This is a genomic window from Kineococcus endophyticus (genome assembly GCF_040796495.1).
Classification (GTDB): domain Bacteria; phylum Actinomycetota; class Actinomycetes; order Actinomycetales; family Kineococcaceae; genus Kineococcus; species Kineococcus endophyticus.
In genome coordinates this window covers 259607-278041 of record NZ_JBFNQN010000002.1, presented here as the reverse complement: position 1 = coordinate 278041, position 18435 = coordinate 259607, and the positions used below count along the sequence as shown (strand labels likewise).

Here is an 18435-nt window from a genome sequence, read left to right as displayed (position 1 = left end):
AGTCACGATGTCGGACCGCTCGACCACCGCCACCACCGCGAGCGAGGACTACCTCGAGCGGCGGCAACTGCGCCGGGGCACGGCCGGCTGGGTCCTCCTGGCCGGCCTCGGCGTCAGCTACGTGATCTCCGGGGACTACTCGGGGTGGAACTTCGGGCTGGGGCAGGGCGGGTTCGGCGGCCTGGCCGTCGCGGCCGTCGTCGTGGCCGGCATGTACCTCGCCCTCGTCCTGGGCATGGCCGAGATGTCCTCGGCCCTGCCGACCGCGGGCGGGGGGTACACGTTCGCCCGTCGCGCGCTCGGCCCGTGGGGTGGGTTCGCGACCGGCACCGCCATCCTCATCGAGTACGCCATCGCGCCCGCCGCGATCGCGACGTTCATCGGCGCCTACGTGGAGTCCCTCGGCCTGTTCGGCATCACCGACGGCTGGTGGGTCTACCTCGCCGCCTACGCGCTCTTCATCGGCGTCCACCTCGTCGGCGTCGGCGAGGCGCTGAAGGTGATGTTCGCCGTGACGACGATCGCCGTCGTCGGGCTCGTGGTGTTCGCCGTCGCCGCGCTGACGGAGTTCGACGTCGCGAACCTCACCGACATCGCCCCGGACGGCAGCCTCGGGTCCTCGGACCTGCTGCCCTTCGGGTTCATCGGGATCTGGTCGGCGATCCCGTTCGCCATCTGGTTCTTCCTCGCGATCGAGGGGGTGCCGCTGGCGGCGGAGGAGACGCGAAACCCCGAGCGCAACGTGCCGCGCGGGATCATCGCGGCGATGGCCGTGCTGCTCGTCACCTGCGCCGCGACCCTCGTCCTGACCACGGGCGCGGGCGGGGCGCAGGCCATGTCGACGTCGGGCAACCCGCTCGTCGAGGCGCTCGGCGGGTCGACCGCGGCGACCGTTGTGAACTACATCGGGCTCGCCGGGCTGATCGCCAGCTTCTTCTCGATCATCTACGCGTACTCGCGGCAGCTGTTCGCGCTGTCCCGCGCCGGGTACCTGCCGACGGTCCTGTCGGTGACGAACCGCCGCAAGACGCCGACGCTGGCCCTGGTCGTCCCCGGCCTGGTCGGGTTCGTCCTGTCCCTCACCGGGCAGGGGGCGTTGCTGCTGAACATGGCGGTGTTCGGGGCGGCCGTCAGCTACGTGCTGATGATGGTCAGCCACATCGTCCTGCGCGTCCGCGAACCCGGAATGCACCGCCCGTACCGCACGCCGGGCGGGGTCGTCACCACGGGCTTCGCGCTCGTCGTCGCGGTGCTCGCCGTCGTCGGGACGTTCCTCGTGGACAGCGTCGCGGCCGCGTGGTGCGCCGTCGCGTTCCTGGTGCTCCTGGCGTACTTCGGCCTGTACTCCCGCAAGCGCCTCGTGGCGAACTCCCCGGACGAGGAGTTCGCCGCGCTGGCGGACGCGGAGAAGGACCTGGCGTAGCGGGCCGCCCCCTCAGCCGCCGTCCCGCGGTGCCTGGGCGAGGGCGACCGCGGCGCGGACGAGCACGGGGGCGACCTCCCGCAGGTCGTCCCCGCGCTCCAGGACGGACGCCGTCAGCGCCTCGATCCCCCCGGCGAGCAACCGCGCGGTCGCGTCGTCGAGGGGTTCCAGGCCGTCGCGCCCGAAGGCCCGGCTGCGCGACAGGTTCTGCAGCAGCGACACCACCGTGTCCATCGACCGGGTCCCGACCTCGACCCCCGGCGCCCCGAGGACGGGCAGGTCGCGGACCCACGACAGGCAGATCGCCGGTTCCGCCGACACCGTCTCGACGTAGGCGTCGACGGCCTGCCGCACCTGGTCCCGCCACGGGGCGGCCGGGTCGACGGCCGACCGCACGTTCGCCGCCATCCGGGCGTCCTCCTGCTCCAGCAGTGCGATGTAGCACTGCTCCCGCGTCGCGAACTCCTCGTAGAACGTGCGGCGCGAGACCCGGGCGAGCCGGACGACGTCGGCCACGGTCACGGCGCGCAGGGGTTTCTCCCGCAGCGCCGAGCGCATGGCGTCGAGCAGACGCCCCCGGGACAGCGAGGACGACGTGGGGGTTCCGGGCACGGCGTCAGCCTCGCACGGCGCGGTTCCGGCTCCAGGCCCGGTAGTGGTCGCGCAGGCTATCGGCGACCGGACGGTAGGACACGCCGAGCTCGGTGCGGCTGCGCCGGTTGTCGAGGGTGAACCGGATGCCGACGTGGTGCTCGATGAACTGCCGGTCCAGCCCGAACGCCGGTCCGAGCAGTCGCACGGCCGGAGTGGGCAGCCGGGTGCGCGGGACCCGCCAGGGGTGGTCGTGCACGGACCGCAGGATCCTGGCCATCTCGGTGAACGGCACCATCTCGCGGTGGGACACGATGTACCGGCCGGCGGCGTCGGTGCGCTCACCTGCGGCGACGTGCGCGTCCGCGACGTCGCGGACGTCGACGGCGGCGAAGGCGATGTCCGGGACCCCGAACCACAGCTTGCCGGCCATGAGCTCGTCGAGCAGGAACAGGCTGCCCGACGCGGACCCGGGGACGAGGACGGGTCCGAGGACGAGCCCGGGGTTGACGCTGACCATCGACCAGCGGTCCTGTTCGTCGGCGATGCGCCACGCCTCGTTCTCGGCGAGGACCTTGGAGTAGTGGTACGGACTGCGCTGCAAGGAGCTCGACGTGTTGACGACGTCCTCGGTCAGCACCCGCCCGGGCAGGGCGAGGGTGTCGGAGTAGTCGCCGAACATCGCGCCGATGGTGGAGGTGAGGACGACCCGGCGCACGCTCGGCGTGCGGTTCACCGTGCCGAGGACGTTGCGGGTGCCGAGGAGCGCGGGGTCGACGAGTTCGGTCTGCGGGTCGGTGATCTGCTCGGCCATGAAGAACGGCGAGGCGACGTGGAACACCGTGTCCACGCCCTCCGCCGCCGCGTCGAAGGACCCCTCGGTGAGCAGGTCCGCCGCGTGCACCGCCAGGTGACCGGGACGGCCGACCGTCAGGTTCCGCAGCGCCGCGGTCCGTCGACCGCCCGGGTCCCGGACGGTGACGGACACGTGGTGGCCGTCCTGCAGCAGCCGGGCCACCAGGTGGCTGGCCACGAACCCCGTCCCGCCGGTCACGAGCACTCGGTCCACGGTGGTGTCCTCTCGTCGGGCACCCTGGTACGGGTGCGTACCAGGCGAGGTTAGAGGGGTTCCCCACCGCGGAGGACCGCCGGTCGCCGAACCTTCACGAGACGTCCCCCCGGGGCCATGCCGTCAGACGACGACCTCGAGCCGCCCGGGCACCGGAACCATCGCGCCCGCCTCGCGCCAGGCCCGCACGAGGGCGGGCACGACGACCGACCGCAGCGTTCCGGCACCGGCGCCGAAGGGCAGCCGCAGGTACCGCTCGAAGGCGCCGTCGACCCCGAACCGCGGTCCCGCGGTGAGCAGCACGCCGTGCCGGTGGGCGGCGAGGGCGAGCGCCGAACTCGTCGCGGTCGGCAGGTGGACCCACGCCGCCAGACCTCCGGGGACGTGTGGGACCTCCCACTCCGGCAGGGCGGTGGCCAGCCCGTCCCTCAGCGCATCGCGCCGACGCCGCAGTTCCGCGCGCCGCTCGACGAGGACCTCGTCGAGCTGCGGCAGGCACCGGGCGACGACGAGCTGCTCCAGCACCGGAGTTCCCAGCTCCCAGGGCGCCCGGTGGGCGGCCAGGTGCCGCACGGTCGCGGCGTCGGCGCGCACCCACCCGATCCGCAGCCCGCCCCACAGCGACTTCGCCGTGGACCCGACGTGCAGCACGTCCGCCGGGAAGGGCGGGGGGACGGGGCCGTCCAGGGCGAGGTCGTTCGTCGTCTCGTCGACCACGAGCCGGGTCCCGTGCCGGCGGGCGAGTTCGACGACGCGTCTGCGCAGCGCCGGCGCCATGACGGCGCCGGTGGGGTTCTGGAACCCGGGCATGAGGTAGGCGAGCGCCGGTCGGGTCCGGGCGAAGGCGTCCTCGAGCGCCTCCTCGTCCCAGCCCCCGGGGGTGTCCGCCGTGGCGGCGGTGACGGGGACCGCGACGGGACGGCCACCGGCGGCGCGGGCGGCGTCGACGGCGTGCGGGTAGCCGGGGGACTCGACGAGGACGCGGTCGCCGGGGGAGAGGACCGTCCTGCACAACAGTCCGACGGCGTGCTGGGCGCCGAGCGTCACGAGGACCTCGTCGGGGGTCGTCGGCAGGCCGCGGGCGGTGTAGCGGTCGGCGACGGCGGCCCGCAGTGCCGGGATGCCGAGGAGTTCGTACCCGTCCCCGGGCAGGTGGTCGAGCAGGTCCTGCGCGGCGTCGCGGGCGGCGTCGGCGACGACGGGGGCCGCGGGGAGCACGGCACGGGTGAGGTCCACCAGCCCGCCGGGGACGGAGAGCGGTTCGGACGGAGCGGCCGCGGGGGCGGCGGGCAGGGTGATGACGCTGCCGGACCCCCGCACGCTGCGCAGGTGTCCGCTCTCGCGCAGGCGGGAGTACGAGGCGGCCACCGTGGTGCGGCTGATCCCGAGCGCCGCCGCCAGCTCGCGTTCGGCCGGCAACCGGGTGCCGGAGAGCACGCGGCCGTCGAGCAGGAGGAGGCGGACCCGGTCGGCCAGCGCGCGCAGGGCCGGACCGTCGTCGCGCCAGTCGCCGAGCAGTTGGGCCAGTCCGGAGGCGGAGAGGGTCGGCACCAGGCCACTCTAGGCGGATTGGCGCTGTTGCCGGGCGAGGAACGTGCGGTCCAATCCTCGTGTGAGCAAGCCAGTCTTCGCCGCCCGCGTGGCGCGTCTCCTCGTCGGTCTCGTCCTCTACGGCGTCGCGGAGGGGTTGATGGTGCTGGCCCACGTCGGCGTGGGGCCGTGGACCGTGTTCGCCACCGGCCTGGCCGAGCGGACCGGTGCGGGGGTCGGCTGGCTCACGAACGTCATCGGCATCGCCGTGCTCCTGCTGTGGATCCCGTTGCGGCAGAGGCCGGGCGTGGGGACTGTCCTGAACGTCCTGCTCGTGGGCACGGTCATCGAGGCGACCGTGGACCTGCTCCCGGCGCCGGAGCACCTGGCCCTGCGCGTGCCGCTGTTCGCCGCCGGGTTGCTCCTGCTGGCCGTCGCGAGCGGTGTCTACATCGGGGCCGGTCTCGGCCCGGGCCCGCGGGACGGGTTGATGACCGGCCTGCACGCGCGGACCGGTCGCCCGATCTGGCAGTGCCGTGGTGTCGTCGAGGTGTCGGTGCTCGGCGTCGGGTGGCTGCTCGGCGGCGACGTCGGGGTGGGGACCGTCGTCTTCGCGTTCGGCATCGGCCCGCTCGTCGGGGTCGTGCTGCCGCGGCTCGACGGGTCCCGGGCCGCGCGCCCGGTCGTCGCGCCCGTCGGCGCGCGGTAGGAGTTCGGCGTTCCGGAACGTGCCGGTAGCGTCCCGGCATGCCGTACTTCGTCGCCACCTACGCCTACACGACCGACACCGCCGCGCGGGACGCCGGCCGCGCAGCCCACCGCGAGTACCTGGGGTCCCTGTCCGAGGTGGTCGTCTCCGGCCCCACCGACGACGACGGGGCGGTGCTGGTGTTCGAGGCGTCCGACGCCGCGGCCGTCGAGGCGCTGCTCGACGCCGACCCGTTCGTGCGGGACGGGATCGTCGCGCAGCGCCGCGTCGTCGGGTGGACCCCCGTGCTGGGGCGGATGGCCTCGCAGTTCTGAGGCGCCCCGCCGCCGGGGGTCGGTTCAGTCGAACGCGCTGAGGGCCTCGCGGAGCATGCGGTGCCCCTGGCGCTCGAACTGCCCGTCGCCCACCTCGTGGGCCCAGACGGCCGTCGCCACCGCCTCGCGCACCTGGAGGAACGGCCAGACCCCCGGGTCGCGGGGATCGCTCCCGTAGCCGTCGAGGAACGCCGCCTCCAGTCGCACGTCGCTGCGCCACTGCTGCACGGCGAGGCGGCACAGGTCGCTCATCGCGGGCCGCCGGTCGAAGCGTCCGAAGTCGATGACCCGGACGGCGCCGGCGTCCAGGAGCCAGTTCCGCGGCTGCCAGTCGCCGTGGGTGGGGACGAGGACCGCGAGGCGGGGCCGGTAGGCCGTCAGCACCGTCCGCACCCGGTCCGCCTGCGCCGCAGGGATGCGGTGCGGGCGGTGCAGCGCCGCCAGGCTCTTCGCCGACGCGGAGCGCTCGAACTCCTGCTCGACCCGTCCGTCCTGCGCGTGCAGGACGCGCAGCAACCGGCCGGCCTGCCGGTGGACCTCCGGGTCGTGCTCGGCCGCCGTGCCCTCGACGAGGTCGCCCGGCAGGTACCGGGTGACGAGCACCCGGCGCTCGCGGTCGGCGTGCAGCAGCCGGGGTGCGTGGCCCGTCGCGGCCAGCACGGCGACGGCGTCCTCGTGGGCGCTGATCTCGCGCAGCAGGTGGTGGTTCGTCCTCCCCGACGCCTTCACCACGAACTCGCCCGTCCCGTCCGTCACCCGCAGGACCGTGGTGTCGAGCTGGTTCCAGGACATCCAGCTCCAGACGCATGGCGCAGCATCCGGAGTACTTGCGCGACTGGAAAGTACTCCGGTAGGAATGAGCCATGACCACAGCAGACCGCGCCAGGAGCGACCTCCGGACCGCCGACGCTGCGCTCGCGGCCGCCCGGCCGGACCCGTTCCCCCGCTGGGTGCCGCCCGCCGTGACCCTGCCCTACGTGACGGGGTTCCTCGCCCTCGCCGTCGCCGTCTGGACCGGCGGGTCGGGCTGGGCGGTCGCGGGGATCGCCCTGCTCGTCGCCTTCTTCGTCCTGTTCCTCCTCACGTACCTCCGAGGGCCGGTGCGCGCCTACCCGCGCCGGAGCTGGCGACGCTCGCTCGTCGAGGTGGGTGTGATCGCCGCGGCCGTCGTCGTGTTCCTCCTCGTCGACGAGGGGGTCGCGATGCTGATGATCGGCGGTGCCTTCGGAGTTCCCCTGTACCGCCAGCTCCGCGGCTGGGGCCGGGCGTGAGCGGGGAACCCCGGCTGGATCCCGCCGTCCAGCACCCCACGAAGCTCGCGGTCGTCGCGTTCCTCTCCGGGTGCGCCGAGGCCGACTTCAAGACGGTGCGCGACCGGTTGGGGCTCAGCGATTCGGCGTTGTCCCGGACGTTGTCCGGCCTGGAGGAGACGGGCCACGTCGCCGTCCGCAAGGGTTTCGTCGGCAAGCGGCCCCGCACGTGGGTCTCGTTGACCGGCGACGGGCGACGGCGACTGGCGGGCCACCTCGCAGCGCTGCAGCAGATCGCGGCGGACGCCCTCGCCGCCGTGCCGGAGACGACCGCCTGACCCTCCGGGATGCCCGGCACGCCCGCGGTGCCTACGGTGGGGCGAGGTCGAAACTCCGGCCGGCACATCGCCGGGAGTTCCCGGCTGCGCTCCAGGAGTCGTCCATGAGCACCACCCGTCCCTCCACCCCGGCCTCGTCCCGCCGAGCGCCCGTCCAGACCACCGCCCTCGTCGTCGGCGCGGCGTTCCTGCTCGTCGGAGTCCTGGGGTTCGTCCCCGGGATCACCACCGACTACGGCTCGATGAGCGGTGCGGGGCACCACTCCGGCGCCATGCTGCTCGGGGTGTTCCAGGTGTCGGTCCTGCACAACCTCCTGCACCTCGCGTTCGGGGTCGTCGGCATCCTGCTGTCCCGCAAGCCGTCCCCGGCCAAGCTGTTCCTCGTCGTCGGCGGGGTCACCTACCTGGCCCTGTGGGTCTACGGCCTCGTCGTCTCCGAGGACAGTTCCGCGAACTTCGTCCCGCTGAACACCGCGGACAACTGGCTCCACCTCGTCCTGGGTCTGGGGATGGTGGCGCTCGGGCTCGTGATGCCCCGTCGCTACACCCGCGAGACCGCGCCGTCCCAGCACGGCCCCACCGCGGGCGGCGACATCCAGTGACGCCGCACGACGGCGCCGCGCGGCGCCTCAGCGGCCACCGGCTCCCCGGTGGTCGGTGGTGCGGCGGGCGCGGACGAGGGAACTGACGAGCGCGGCGCCGACCACGACGCCCCCGAACCAGCCGGCGACGAGCGAGGGCACGGGCCGGAAGAGGCTCACCCACAACAGGACCGCCAGGACCCCCAGGACGTAGGCCGCCCCCGCGGGCAGGTGCTCGTAGCGCCGCAGCGACCCGTGCTCGTCGAGGCGGCGGGTGAGCTGGACGAGGAACACGGCGCCGATCGCGACCCCGCAGACGGCGATGCCGACGCGTTCCCACGCCGGCAGTCCGTCGGCGCCGCCGGTGAAGGAGTAGGTGCCGTCGAGCACCTCCAGCAGCATGAACACCGCCAGGGCCCGCTCGAAGACGACCGCCGCGCCGTGGGCGGTCGCCCGGACCCACGACGTCCGCGGCGCCGGGTCGCCGGCGGTCGGCGGTGGGGGAGCCGTGCGCAGGGCGATGCCCTTGACGACGCCGTAGGCCACCAGACCCCCCAGCCCGGCCAGGGCCACCCGCCCGTTCTCGGCGGCGGGAGCCAGCAGCGCGGCGGCACCGGCCAGGACGACGGCGACGGCGACCTGCACGACCCGGGGGTGGCGCAGGTGCAGCAGCGGACGTTCCAGGGGCCCGATCCACGCCGGGCGGTCCTTGCGGTCGCAGTTGAAGAGGAACTCGGTGAACACGAGCCACAGGAAGACCCCGCCGAAACCGGCCAGGCCGGGGCGGATCTGGGACAGGTGCGCGGCGTAGGCGCCGGGGTCGTCGATGACGTCGGCGGCGACCTGCACGGCGGACTCGTGGCTGGTCGCCGAGACGAGGGTGGGTGGGGCGAAGAGGCGCATGAGCAGGACCCCGGCCAGCAGCCCGGCCGCCAGGAAGACCTCCTTGGCCTGCTGGTGCAACCGGCCCGCGACCCCGGCCATGGGGACGGCGTTGTCGGCGCTGAGGGCGATCTCGTAGGCGGCGAGGCTCGTGAGCGCCGCCGCGGCCGACCAGCCGTCCAGCCAGTAGGCGGCCCCGGCCCCCACGACGAGAAGGGCCAGCGGCAGCCGCAGGACGCTGTGCCGGGCCCGGGGGCGGTTGCCGTCCGGCGCGGAGACCTCGAGGGCAGGCCGGAGCGTCGAGGGGGTCTGGGGGTCTCGCGTCGGGCGGGACACGGTTCTCCGATCGCCGGGTCTGGACGGTCCGGGACACCCTTGGCCCGGGGTCACTCTTCCGGACCGCAAGCGACCGTGCCACCAGTGACGTGTCGGCTCGACACGTGACCGGGTTCCGGAAACGGTTGTGCTGGAAGGACTCTGAGTGTCGGCAGTGGACGGGTCAGGAGTTCGACGCCGCGTACAGCCGCCGCAGGACGTCGGCGATGTCCGGTTCCTCCACCGACAGGTCCCGCACCTCGGCCGAGCGCGACACCTGCGCCAGCACCTCCGCCGCCGTCGTCACCTCGGCCGAGAACGCGTAGCGCCGGCGGTACCCGCCCTCCTCGACCGCGAGCAGGTCGGCCCCGGTGACGGGGCCGGGGTCGACGGGGTCTCGCAGGTCGACCACGAGGACGCGGCGCGCGCCGACGCGCCGGACGAGGCCGGGCAGGTCACCGTCGTACGCGGCGCGTCCGTGGTCGACGACGAGGACGCGGTCGCACAACCGCTGCACGTCGCCCATGTCGTGCGTCGTCAGCAGCAGCGTCGTGCCGTGCTCGGCGCGCTCGGCCCGCAGGAACTGCCGCAACCGCTCGCTGGACAGGACGTCGAGGCCGATCGTGGGTTCGTCCAGCAGCAGGAGTTCGGGGGAGTGCAGGAGCGCGGCCGCGACCTCGCCCCGCATCCGCTGTCCCAGCGACAACTGGCGGACGGGGGTGGTGAGGAACTCACCCAGGCCGAGCCGTTCGTCGAGGTCGGCCAGCCGCGGGCGCCACACGTCGGCCGGCAACCGGTGGATGGCCGCGAGCAGCCGGAACGACTCGCTCAGCGGGAGGTCCCACCACAACTGGCTGCGCTGGCCGAAGACCACACCGATGCGCCGGGCGAGCTCCCGCCGGTGCGTCACCGGGTCCAGGCCGCAGGTCCGGACGGTGCCGGCCGACGGCACGAGGATGCCCGTCAGGAGTTTCACCGTCGTCGACTTCCCGGCCCCGTTGGCGCCGATGAACCCCACGGACTCCCCGGGCGCCACGCGCAGGGACAACCCGTCGACGGCGCGGACGACCTTGCGACGGCGGCGGAACCGCGAGGCCCCCGGTTCGCGGACCACGTACTCGCGGACCAGGTCCTGGACCTCCAGCGCGTTCACGACCCGCTCCCCGTGTAGTGACGGACCCCGCCCCGCCACAGCAGCAACGCGACCGCCCAGAGGACGGCTGCCGCCAGCGGTGAGCACCAGCCCAGCCAGGCGGGCAACCCGGCCGGCCCGGGTTCGCCGAGCAGCGCCAGCACGGGCAGGTAGGCCACGAAGGCGGCCGGGACGACGTAGCAGAACAGCCAGCGCAGTGGCCCGGAGTACAGCGACGCCGGGTACTGGGCCGCGTTCGACCCGCCGTAGGTGATGGAGTTCACCGCCTCGCGGCCGTCCAGCAACCAGAACTGCAACGAGCCAGCGACCACGAACACCGCGCTGAAGATCGCCGCCCCGCCCGCCACGGCCACCGCCAGCAGCGCCACGGCGCGACCGTCGAACGGGACGTCCGCGCGGGGCCAGGCCACGGCGAACACGAGGGCGGCGACGAGGACGCGCCCGACCCGGCGCAACGCGACGTCGGACGTCGCGAGCTGCGCCAGCACGGGCAGCGGCCGCAGCAGGAACGCGTCGAGGGTTCCGGTGCGCACCAGGGTGGGCAGGGTGTCGACGTGCCCGACGACGAGGTCGGCCAGGGAGAAGGCGACGTTGGCCAGGGCGAAGACGAGGGCGGCCTGCCAGACGGTGAGCCCGCCGAGTTCGGACGTCCGCGAGAACACGACGTAGATCGTCGCGAACTCGCCGAGCCCGATGCCGACGTTCGCCAGGACGTCCGCGGCGAACGACGTGCGGTACGAGAGCTGCGCCCGCACGCGCGATCCCAGGAGCGCGCGGTACGGGCCGGGTGCGCGCCGGTCAGCCACCCTGCACCACCAGGCGTCGGGCGCCGACGGCCAGGAGGAGGCGACCCGCCCCCAGCAGGACGGCGAGCCAGACGAGCTGCACCCCCAGCAACCGCAGCGCCCCGAGGCCGGCGGCGCGGCCGAGGACGACGTCGACGGGCGTCTGCAGCATCGACGGGAACGGGGTGGAGTGGGCGAGCGTGGCCATCCACGGCGGGAACCAGGCGACGGGGATCGACAACCCGGTGAGGGTGGTGGCGAGGACGGTGTAGAGCAGGAGGACTCCTCGCACCTCGGTGAGCCAGAACGCGGTGAGGTTGACGATCCAGCGCGCCGCGAAGCTCACCGAGACCCCGACGACCAGGCTCACGACGCCGAGGACGTACGGCAGCGGCGAGGCCGGCACGGCCAGCCCGGTCAGCAGGGCGCCGAGGACGAGGGGTGGGACCCCGCGGGGCAGCAGCTGGTACGCCGCCCGGCCGAGGTCGGTGGCCCAGCCCGCGAGCTGCGGGTCGACGGGGCGGGCGAGGTCGACGGCGATGTCTCCCGTGCGCACGCGGCGGGCGAGTTCGTCGTCGGCGAAGACGCTGACGGGCGCGAGGAAGGCCTGCGTCGTCCAGGCGAACGTCGCGGCCTGGAGGGGGTCGTACCCGGCGACGGAGGCGCCCGCGGACGTCACCGTCCCCACGAGGACCGCGGCCTTGATGGCGCCGAAGACGGAGTTCGTCAGCGCGCCCGCGGCTGTCGCGGCGCGGTAGGTGGACCACCTGCGGAACCCCGCCGCGACGAGGGCGGGGTACGGCGACACGGCGTTCGACCCTAGACCACGCAGCGTCGCGTGAGAAGGCTCAGCGCAGCAGCGGCGGGTGCAGGGTGGTGGCCGGCCCGCGCCGGAACAGCGTCGCCGGCCGGCCGCCGTCGCGCGTCGTCGTCCCGCCGGTGGGTTCGAGGAAACCCGCTGCGCCGGTGACCTTCCGGTGGAAGTTGCGGGCGTCCAGCGTCGTGCCCCACACGGCTTCGTAGACGCGCCGGAGTTCGGCGACGGTGAACTCGGGGGGGCAGAACGCGGTGGCCAGCGGCGTGTACTCGAGCTTGGCCCGGGCCCGTTCGACCGCGTCGGCGAGCAGGACGTCGTGGTCGAAGGCGAGGTCGGGCAGGTCGGCGACGGGGGCCCACCGCGCGTCCGCGGCGTCCGTCCCAGCCCGGGGGACGGGCAGGTCGGGGGCCAGGGCCAGGTAGCAGACCGTCACGACGCGCTGGCGGGGGTCGCGGTCGGGTGCCCCGTAGGTGGCGACCTGCTCCAGGTGGACGAGGCCGCGGGGCAGGCCCGTCTCCTCCTGCAGTTCCCGGGAGGCGGCGCCGGGCAGGTCCTCGTCCGGCCGGACGAACCCTCCCGGCAGGGCCCAGCGGCCCAGGAACGGTTCCTCGCCCCGCTCGACGAGCAGGACGTGGAGGGCGCCGGCGCGCACGGTGAGGACGACGAGGTCGACGGTCACGGCGAGGGCGGGGTGGCTCACCCGGTCAGCGTACCCACTTGTCGTCGACTTGACGACAAGGGGTCGGGAGGGCTTATCGTCATCTCGACGACAACGAGTCGCCGCACACCCCGACACAGGAGGCAGTCATGGCCGACATCACCCGCTACCCCTTCGCCCGGCACCTGCGCAGCACCCCCACCACGCACGTCATCCACCACCGCGGCGGCAAGGTCGCCCACTCCGGCACCGGCCAGGCGTTCTGGTTCCGGCCGCTGAGCGCGACGCTGTCCGAGCTGCCCGTCGACGACCGCGAGCTGCCGCTGCTCCTGCACGCCCGCACGGCCGACTTCGTCGACGTCACCGTCCAGGCCACCGTCACCTTCCGCATCGAGGACCCCGAGCTCGCGGCCACCCGCGTCGACTTCTCCCTCGACCCCGCCACCGGCCGTTGGCGCTCGGCCCCGCTGCAGCAGATCGCCGGGCTGCTCACCGAGACCGCCCAGCAACACGTCCTCGACGTCCTCGCCGGCATGCCCCTGCGGGACGTGCTCGTCACCGGCGTGACGCTGACCCGCGAACGCATCACCGCCGGCCTGCTCGCCGACAGCCGCCTCGCCCAGACCGGACTCGCCCTCGTCGACGCCCGCGTCGTGGCCGTCCGGCCCGACCCCGACGTCGAGAAGGCCCTCGGCACCCCCACCCGCGAGCAGCTGCAGACCGAGGCCGACCGGGCCACGGCCGAGCGCCGGGCCCTGGCCGTGGAGCGGGAGCGGGCCATCAGCGAGAACGAACTGCAGAACAAGATCGCGCTGGCCCAGCGCGAGGAGCAGCTCGTCGCGCAGAAGGGCGCCAACCAGCGCCGCAGCGTCGAGGACGCCGCGGCCGCCGACGCCATCCGCACGACCGCCGAGGCCGAGCGCGAGGAGCGGCTCGCCCAGGCCCGCGCCGCCGCGCGCCGTCTCCAGGGCGAGGCGGACGCCGGGGCCGAGGCCGCCCGCATGGCCGCCATCGCCGGCACGCCGCCCGAGGTGCTCCTGACCCTCGCGCTGCGCGAGTTCGCCGGGCAGCTGCCGAACGTCGGGACGCTCGTCCTGACCCCCGACGTCGTCACCGGCGCCCTCGCGAAGCTGGTGCAGCCGTGAGCCTCGCGCCCCGCGCCGTCCTCGTGCACCGCCGCACCGCCTACGCCGAAGCCGTCGCCCGGCACGGCACCCCCGGCGCCGCCGACTTCTTCCTCCGCACCCGTGGGCGATCCCTCGACGAGCTGGAGGAGGCCGACGAGCAGCAGCGCCGGGCCCTCGCCACCGTCGCGGCCGCCGTGCCGGTCGACTGGCGGACCGGGACCGTCGAACGGGCCGACCTGTCCCGCTTCCTCTTCGCCCCCGAGGACGTCGTCGTGGTCGTCGGGCAGGACGGCCTCGTGGCCAACGTCGCGAAGTACCTGTCCGGCCAGGTCGTCGTCGGCATCGACCCCGCGCCGGGCCGCAACGCCGGCGTGCTCGTCCCGCACCCCGCGTCCGCCGCGCGGGACCTGCTGCACCGCAGCCTGTCCGGAGGAGTGTGCGAAGCCCGGACGATGGTCCGGGCGAGCACCGACGACGGGCAGGAGCTGCACGCCCTCAACGAGGTGTTCGTCGGCCACCGCAGCCACCAGACCGCCCGGTACGTCCTCGGCGCGGGCGGCCGGCGCGAGGAGCAGGCCTCCAGCGGGGTCGTCACGGGGACGGGCACGGGGGCGACGGGGTGGCTCGCCTCGCTGTCCCGGGGGCGCGCGGGTCTCCCGGCACCGACCGACGCCTCGCTGGCCTGGTTCGTGCGCGAGGCCTGGCCGTCCCGGACCACGGGCGCCGACCTCGTCGCCGGTGCCGTCCGCGACGAACCCCTCACCCTCGACGTCCTGTCCGACGAACTCGTCGTCTTCGGCGACGGCCTCGAGGACGACCGGCTGACCGTCAGCCGCGGCCAGCGGATCACGGTCACGGTGAGCCCGCGGCGCCTCGCGCTGCTGCGCTGAGGCCCCGGTGACGTCCCAGGTGAGGTCCGACTCCGTGTCGGAGCACCCTCCCGGCGGCGGCACACTGAGGACGTGACCCTCATCGACGACGCGCGCGCCCAGGCCACGCCGGAGGCGACGACCACCACGACCGCGGAGCTGGTCGCCGCGCTCGACGCCGCCCTGGGGACGACCCCGGGGTCGGGGACCGTCGACGCGTCCAGCCGCCGCCGCGCCGAGTACACGACCGACGCGTCGAACTACCGCGTCGTCCCGCTCGTCGTCGTCTTCCCCCGCACGGTCGAGGACGTCGTCGCCGCCTGGGGCGTCTGCCGCGAGCTCGGCGTCCCCTTCACCTCCCGCGGCGCCGGCACGTCCGTGGCCGGGAACGCCATCGGACCCGGCGTCGTCCTCGACTTCTCCCGGCACCTGCACCGCGTCCTGGAGATCGACGCCGAGGGCATGACGGCGCTGATCGAGCCGGGCGTCATCCTCGACGACCTGCAGCGCGAGGCGGCCCCGCACGGGCTCCGCTTCGGGCCGGACCCCTCCACCCACGCCCGCTGCACCGTCGGCGGGATGATCGGCAACGACGCCTGCGGCTCGCACGCGCTGGCCTACGGGCGCACGTCGCACAACGTCGTCGCGCTCGAGGTCCTCGACGGGCACGGCCGCCGGTACTGGACCGACGCCCCGCCCGCCGAGCTGCTCGAGGAGCTGCGCTCCGTCGCCTCGGCGCACCTGGGGCTGATCCGCACGACGTTCGGGACGTTCGGCCGCCAGGTCTCCGGGTACGCCCTCGAACACCTGCTGCCCGAGACCGGCGGACCCACCGGGACGGCGCTCGCGCGCCTGCTCACGGGGTCCGAGGGGACCCTGGCCACGATCCTGCGGGCCCGGGTCCGCCTCGTCCGGCAGTCGCCGTCGACGACGTTCGTCGTGCTCGGGTACGACTCGATGCACGAGGCCGCCGACGCGACGCCCTTCCTGCTGGAGCACTCCCCGCTCGCCGTCGAGGGCATCGACCGCCGCCTCGCCGACGTCGTCGTGCGGCGCGGCGGTTCCGTCGACGGCCTGCCGAGCGGCAACGGCTGGCTGTTCGTCGAGATGGGGGGCGAAACCCCGCAGGAGTCCCTCGCGGCGGCCCGCGCGATGGTCGCCGACTCCCGCGCGCTGGACTCCGTCGTCATCCCGACCGCGGCCGAGGCGAAGAAGCTGTGGCGCATCCGCGAGGACGGCGCCGGCCTCGCCGGGCGTTCCCCCGAGGGGCAGCCCGCGTGGCCGGGGTGGGAGGACGCGGCCGTCCCCCCGGCGAAGCTGGGGGACTACCTGCGCGAGTTCGACGCCCTCATGGCCTCCCACGGTGTGGACGGGCTGGCGTACGGGCACTTCGGCGACGGCTGCATCCACGTCCGCATCGACTTCCCCCTGTACGAGGACGGCGGCGGCGCGGCCGCCAAGGCGTTCCTGGAGGACGCTGCCCGCCTCGTCGCCCGCCACGGCGGGTCGCTGTCCGGGGAGCACGGCGACGGCCGCGCCCGCGGCGGGTTGCTGCCGCTCATGTACGACGCCGAGGCGATCACCGCCTTCGAGCAGGTCAAGCGCGCCTTCGACCCGGCCGACCTGCTGAACCCCGGCGTCATCGTCCGCCCGGCCGACGTCGCCGCCGACCTGCGGGTCCCCACGGCGCGCCCGGCGCACGCGCTCGGAATGCCGCTCAAGTTCGCGTACTCGCGCGACGAGGGCGACCTGACCCGCGCCGTCCACCGGTGCGTCGGCGTCGGGAAGTGCCGCGCCGACTCCGGCGGCGTCATGTGCCCCTCCTACCTGGCGACGGGCGACGAGAAGGACTCCACCCGCGGCCGGGCGCGGCTGTTGCAGGAGATGGCCAACGGCACCCTCGTCACCGACGGCTGGCGCTCGCAGGAGGTCAAGGACGTCCTGGACCTCTGCCTGTCCTGCAAGGGGTGCAGCGCCGACTGCCCCGCCGGCGTGGACATGCCGACCTACAAGGCCGAGTTCCTCGACAAGTTCTACGCCGGCCGGTTGCGGCCGATGAACCACTACCTGCTGGGCTGGTTGCCGCGCTGGTCGAAGCTGGCGTCCATCGCGCCGAAGGTCGTGAACCGGCTGACGTCGGTGCCGGCGCTGGCGTGGACGGCGCGGGCCCTCGGCGGGGTGGACCAGAACCGGCCGCTGCCGGCGTTCGCGGAGGAGACGTTCCGCGCCTGGTTCGCCCGGCGGCCCGAGGTTCCGGGTCAGCCGGTGCTGCTGTGGGTCGACTCCTTCACCGAGCACTTCTCTCCCGAGGTGGGCAAGGCGGCGGTGAAGCTGCTGGAGCACCTGGGGTTCTCGGTGCGGCTGACGGAGAAGCAGGTCTGCTGCGGGCTCACGTGGGTCTCGACCGGTCAGCTCGACGGTGCCAAGCGGCAGTTGCGGTCATCCCTCGACGCGCTGGGGAACTCCGCCGTCCCCGTCGTGGGTCTGGAACCGTCGTGCACGTCGCTGCTGCGCGAGGACGCCGCGGAACTCCTGCCCGACGACCCCCGCGCCCAAGCGCTGGAGAAGAGGGTCAAGACGCTCGCCGAACTCATCGCCGAGCAGCGCCCGGACTGGATCCCGCCGCGTGTGGACCAGAAGGCCGTCGTGCAGCCGCACTGCCACCAGCACGCGACGATGGGTTTCGGCCCCGACGAGCGGTTGCTGGCCAAGGCGGGCGTGGACGCGCAGGTCCTGTCCGGCTGCTGCGGTCTCGCGGGGAACTTCGGGGCCGAGAAGGGGCACCACGAGGTGTCGGTGAAGGTCGCCGAGCACAAGCTGCTGCCCGCCCTGCGCGAGCGCGGTGACGCGCTCGTCGTGGCCGACGGGTACTCGTGCCGCACGCAGGCGGACAACTTGGCCGGGGTGCGGCCGAAGCACCTCGCCGAGATCCTCGCCGACGCCCTCCCGGACTGAGAGAGGTGGTGCGCCCCCGGTTCTCGGGGACGCACCACCGGTCAGACGTGCTTCGGGTGCGCCTCGAAGAACGCCCACATCGTCTCGGACGCGTCGACCTCCTGCGTGATGGGCCCGAGCGGTCCTTCCGGTTCGTCGGCGCCCGGCCAGGTGTGACCACCGCCGACGATGCGCTGGAACTCCACGTCGGCACCCCCTGCGCACCGGGTGTACGTCGTGACGGTGACGTGCTCGGTGAGCGTCGTGCGGAGCGGTCCGGTGCGGCAGTCGTTGAGCCGCGCCCAGGTCTGCGCCGCGACGGGGGCGGAGTACCCCCAGCGCAGGTCGTCGCTGCCGTCGTACGGGTTCACCCCGTCAGCGGTGCCGTGGAACGTGAGCACCGCGACGGGTTCCCGTGGCGTGCAGCCCTGGACCTCCGGTACGGACACCTCGTCCGGCGCCGGGCGTCCGGCGCGCAGCCCGGCGACCGGGGCGATGGCCGCGATCCGGTCGGACACTTCGCAGGCCAGGGCGGAGGCCATGCGTCCCCCGCCGGAGTAGCCCGTTGCGTAGGTGCGACGGGTGTCGACGCAGGCCGCAGCCCCGAGCTGGTCGAGCAGGGCGGAGAGGAAGGCGACGTCGTCCCGGGCGCCCGCCGGTGGGAACTGACCGGCGGTCGTGGGAACGCCCGGCACGTTCCAGGCCCAGCTCCCTCCAGCCAGGGGCGGGTCCGTCGGCGGGAGCTCGATGGCTGCCGTGGGGTTGGCCACGACGAACCCTTCCCGCTCGGCGACGGCCTTCAGGTCGCTGATGCCGGCCTGGGTCGGGCCGTTGGAACTGCTGCCGTGCAGGTCGAGGACGAGCGGGACGCGCGTCGGGCGGTGCGAGGGGACGAACACCTGGACGTCGGTGGTGGCACCCGCGAAGCGGATCGGCACGGTCTGCGTCCCCGGCGGCAACGTGGGCGTGCACGCGGCCGCCCGTGGAGCGGGTGTCGCCGGCGCGGCACCGGCACTGCTGGCGGTGGACGCCGCCACCGCCACGACGGCGACCGCGGCGAGGGCGAGCGAGGTTCGACGGGACACGGTGG

At 74.3% G+C, this 18435-nt stretch carries 19 protein-coding genes; 9 read left to right on the top strand and 10 right to left on the bottom strand.

The annotated features are described in order from the left end of the window. The first annotated feature begins 7 nt into the window (after window positions 1–7). On the top strand, window positions 8–1423 hold the full coding sequence (gene eat / locus AB1207_RS03615; RefSeq protein WP_367636417.1) for an ethanolamine permease: 1416 nt from the start codon (window positions 8–10) through the stop codon (window positions 1421–1423). Between the two features lie 12 nt (window positions 1424–1435). Here the strand turns inward: eat and AB1207_RS03610 are convergent, their stop codons facing one another. From AB1207_RS03610 to yczR, 3 genes are all read right to left on the bottom strand, one after another. Beyond that, complete coding sequence (locus AB1207_RS03610) at window positions 1436–2035, bottom strand: TetR/AcrR family transcriptional regulator (RefSeq protein WP_367636416.1); 600 nt, start codon at window positions 2033–2035, stop codon at window positions 1436–1438. Window positions 2036–2039: 4 nt separating this feature from the next. Further along, a complete protein-coding gene (locus AB1207_RS03605) occupies window positions 2040–3083 on the bottom strand; it encodes an NAD-dependent epimerase/dehydratase family protein (protein WP_367636415.1) in 1044 nt (347 codons plus the stop codon). Between the two features lie 123 nt (window positions 3084–3206). Then, window positions 3207–4634, bottom strand: a complete 1428-nt coding sequence (gene yczR, locus AB1207_RS03600; protein WP_367636414.1) for a MocR-like transcription factor YczR — start codon at window positions 4632–4634, stop codon at window positions 3207–3209. 139 nt (window positions 4635–4773) lie between these two features. Between yczR and yczE the strand changes: the two genes are divergently transcribed. Both yczE and AB1207_RS03590 read left to right on the top strand, forming a co-directional pair. Beyond that, entirely contained in the window at window positions 4774–5322 is a 549-nt protein-coding gene (gene yczE, locus AB1207_RS03595) for a membrane protein YczE (RefSeq protein ID WP_437178860.1), read from the top strand. Between the two features lie 38 nt (window positions 5323–5360). Next, window positions 5361–5636: a YciI family protein gene (locus tag AB1207_RS03590; protein WP_367636412.1), complete on the top strand. Its 276-nt coding sequence runs from the start codon at window positions 5361–5363 to the stop codon at window positions 5634–5636. Window positions 5637–5660: 24 nt separating this feature from the next. Here the strand turns inward: AB1207_RS03590 and AB1207_RS03585 are convergent, their stop codons facing one another. Further along, entirely contained in the window at window positions 5661–6428 is a 768-nt protein-coding gene (locus AB1207_RS03585) for a phosphotransferase (RefSeq protein ID WP_367636411.1), read from the bottom strand. Between the two features lie 71 nt (window positions 6429–6499). Here AB1207_RS03585 and AB1207_RS03580 point away from each other — a divergent pair, with 71 nt between their 5' ends. From AB1207_RS03580 to AB1207_RS03570, 3 genes are all read left to right on the top strand, one after another. Beyond that, window positions 6500–6907 carry a hypothetical protein gene (locus AB1207_RS03580; RefSeq protein ID WP_367636410.1) on the top strand — a complete coding sequence of 136 codons (408 nt, stop codon included), beginning with the start codon at window positions 6500–6502 and terminating at the stop codon, window positions 6905–6907. Next, a complete protein-coding gene (locus AB1207_RS03575; protein WP_367636409.1) occupies window positions 6904–7224 on the top strand; it encodes a transcriptional regulator in 321 nt (106 codons plus the stop codon). Before AB1207_RS03580 ends, AB1207_RS03575 begins: the two co-directional genes overlap by 4 nt. A 104-nt stretch (window positions 7225–7328) precedes the next feature. Further along, window positions 7329–7826 carry a DUF4383 domain-containing protein gene (locus AB1207_RS03570; protein WP_367636408.1) on the top strand — a complete coding sequence of 166 codons (498 nt, stop codon included), beginning with the start codon at window positions 7329–7331 and terminating at the stop codon, window positions 7824–7826. A gap of 27 nt (window positions 7827–7853) precedes the next feature. Here the strand turns inward: AB1207_RS03570 and AB1207_RS03565 are convergent, their stop codons facing one another. The 5 genes from AB1207_RS03565 to AB1207_RS03545 form a co-directional block, all read right to left on the bottom strand. Beyond that, the gene (locus tag AB1207_RS03565; RefSeq protein ID WP_367636407.1) at window positions 7854–9023 is read right to left on the bottom strand and encodes a DUF475 domain-containing protein; all 1170 of its coding nucleotides are present in this window, start codon (window positions 9021–9023) and stop codon (window positions 7854–7856) included. Between the two features lie 163 nt (window positions 9024–9186). Further along, entirely contained in the window at window positions 9187–10155 is a 969-nt protein-coding gene (locus tag AB1207_RS03560) for an ABC transporter ATP-binding protein (protein WP_367636406.1), read from the bottom strand. Next, window positions 10152–10910, bottom strand: a complete 759-nt coding sequence (locus AB1207_RS03555) for an ABC transporter permease (protein WP_367636405.1) — start codon at window positions 10908–10910, stop codon at window positions 10152–10154. Before AB1207_RS03555 ends, AB1207_RS03560 begins: the two co-directional genes overlap by 4 nt. Before the next feature lie 43 nt (window positions 10911–10953). Further along, window positions 10954–11748: an ABC transporter permease gene (locus AB1207_RS03550; protein ID WP_367636404.1), complete on the bottom strand. Its 795-nt coding sequence runs from the start codon at window positions 11746–11748 to the stop codon at window positions 10954–10956. Window positions 11749–11788: 40 nt separating this feature from the next. Further along, complete coding sequence (locus AB1207_RS03545) at window positions 11789–12457, bottom strand: NUDIX hydrolase (protein WP_367636403.1); 669 nt, start codon at window positions 12455–12457, stop codon at window positions 11789–11791. 107 nt (window positions 12458–12564) lie between these two features. Between AB1207_RS03545 and AB1207_RS03540 the strand changes: the two genes are divergently transcribed. The 3 genes from AB1207_RS03540 (at window position 12565) to AB1207_RS03530 (ending at window position 17366) form a co-directional block, all read left to right on the top strand. Beyond that, window positions 12565–13560 carry an SPFH domain-containing protein gene (locus AB1207_RS03540; RefSeq protein WP_367636402.1) on the top strand — a complete coding sequence of 332 codons (996 nt, stop codon included), beginning with the start codon at window positions 12565–12567 and terminating at the stop codon, window positions 13558–13560. After that, entirely contained in the window at window positions 13557–14432 is an 876-nt protein-coding gene (locus tag AB1207_RS03535; protein ID WP_367636401.1) for a hypothetical protein, read from the top strand. The genes AB1207_RS03540 and AB1207_RS03535 overlap by 4 nt, the downstream gene beginning before the upstream one ends. Before the next feature lie 72 nt (window positions 14433–14504). Further along, a complete protein-coding gene (locus AB1207_RS03530) occupies window positions 14505–17366 on the top strand; it encodes an FAD-binding and (Fe-S)-binding domain-containing protein (RefSeq protein ID WP_367636400.1) in 2862 nt (953 codons plus the stop codon). Window positions 17367–17407: 41 nt separating this feature from the next. Here AB1207_RS03530 and AB1207_RS03525 read toward each other — a convergent pair whose 3' ends face one another. Then, window positions 17408–18430 carry a CE1 family esterase gene (locus tag AB1207_RS03525; protein WP_367636399.1) on the bottom strand — a complete coding sequence of 341 codons (1023 nt, stop codon included), beginning with the start codon at window positions 18428–18430 and terminating at the stop codon, window positions 17408–17410. Between the last annotated feature and the right edge of the window lie 5 nt (window positions 18431–18435).

Bases quoted from the DNA above. Each gene is read 5' to 3' on its own strand.
- eat (WP_367636417.1), top strand. From the start codon at position 8: ATGTCGGACCGCTCGACCACCGCCACCACCGCGAGCGAGGACTACCTC.
- yczE (WP_437178860.1), top strand. From the start codon at position 4,774: ATGGTGCTGGCCCACGTCGGCGTGGGGCCGTGGACCGTGTTCGCCACC.
- AB1207_RS03590 (WP_367636412.1), top strand. From the start codon at position 5,361: ATGCCGTACTTCGTCGCCACCTACGCCTACACGACCGACACCGCCGCG.
- AB1207_RS03585 (WP_367636411.1), bottom strand. From the start codon at position 6,428: ATGTCCTGGAACCAGCTCGACACCACGGTCCTGCGGGTGACGGACGGG.
- AB1207_RS03580 (WP_367636410.1), top strand. From the start codon at position 6,500: ATGACCACAGCAGACCGCGCCAGGAGCGACCTCCGGACCGCCGACGCT.
- AB1207_RS03570 (WP_367636408.1), top strand. From the start codon at position 7,329: ATGAGCACCACCCGTCCCTCCACCCCGGCCTCGTCCCGCCGAGCGCCC.
- AB1207_RS03540 (WP_367636402.1), top strand. From the start codon at position 12,565: ATGGCCGACATCACCCGCTACCCCTTCGCCCGGCACCTGCGCAGCACC.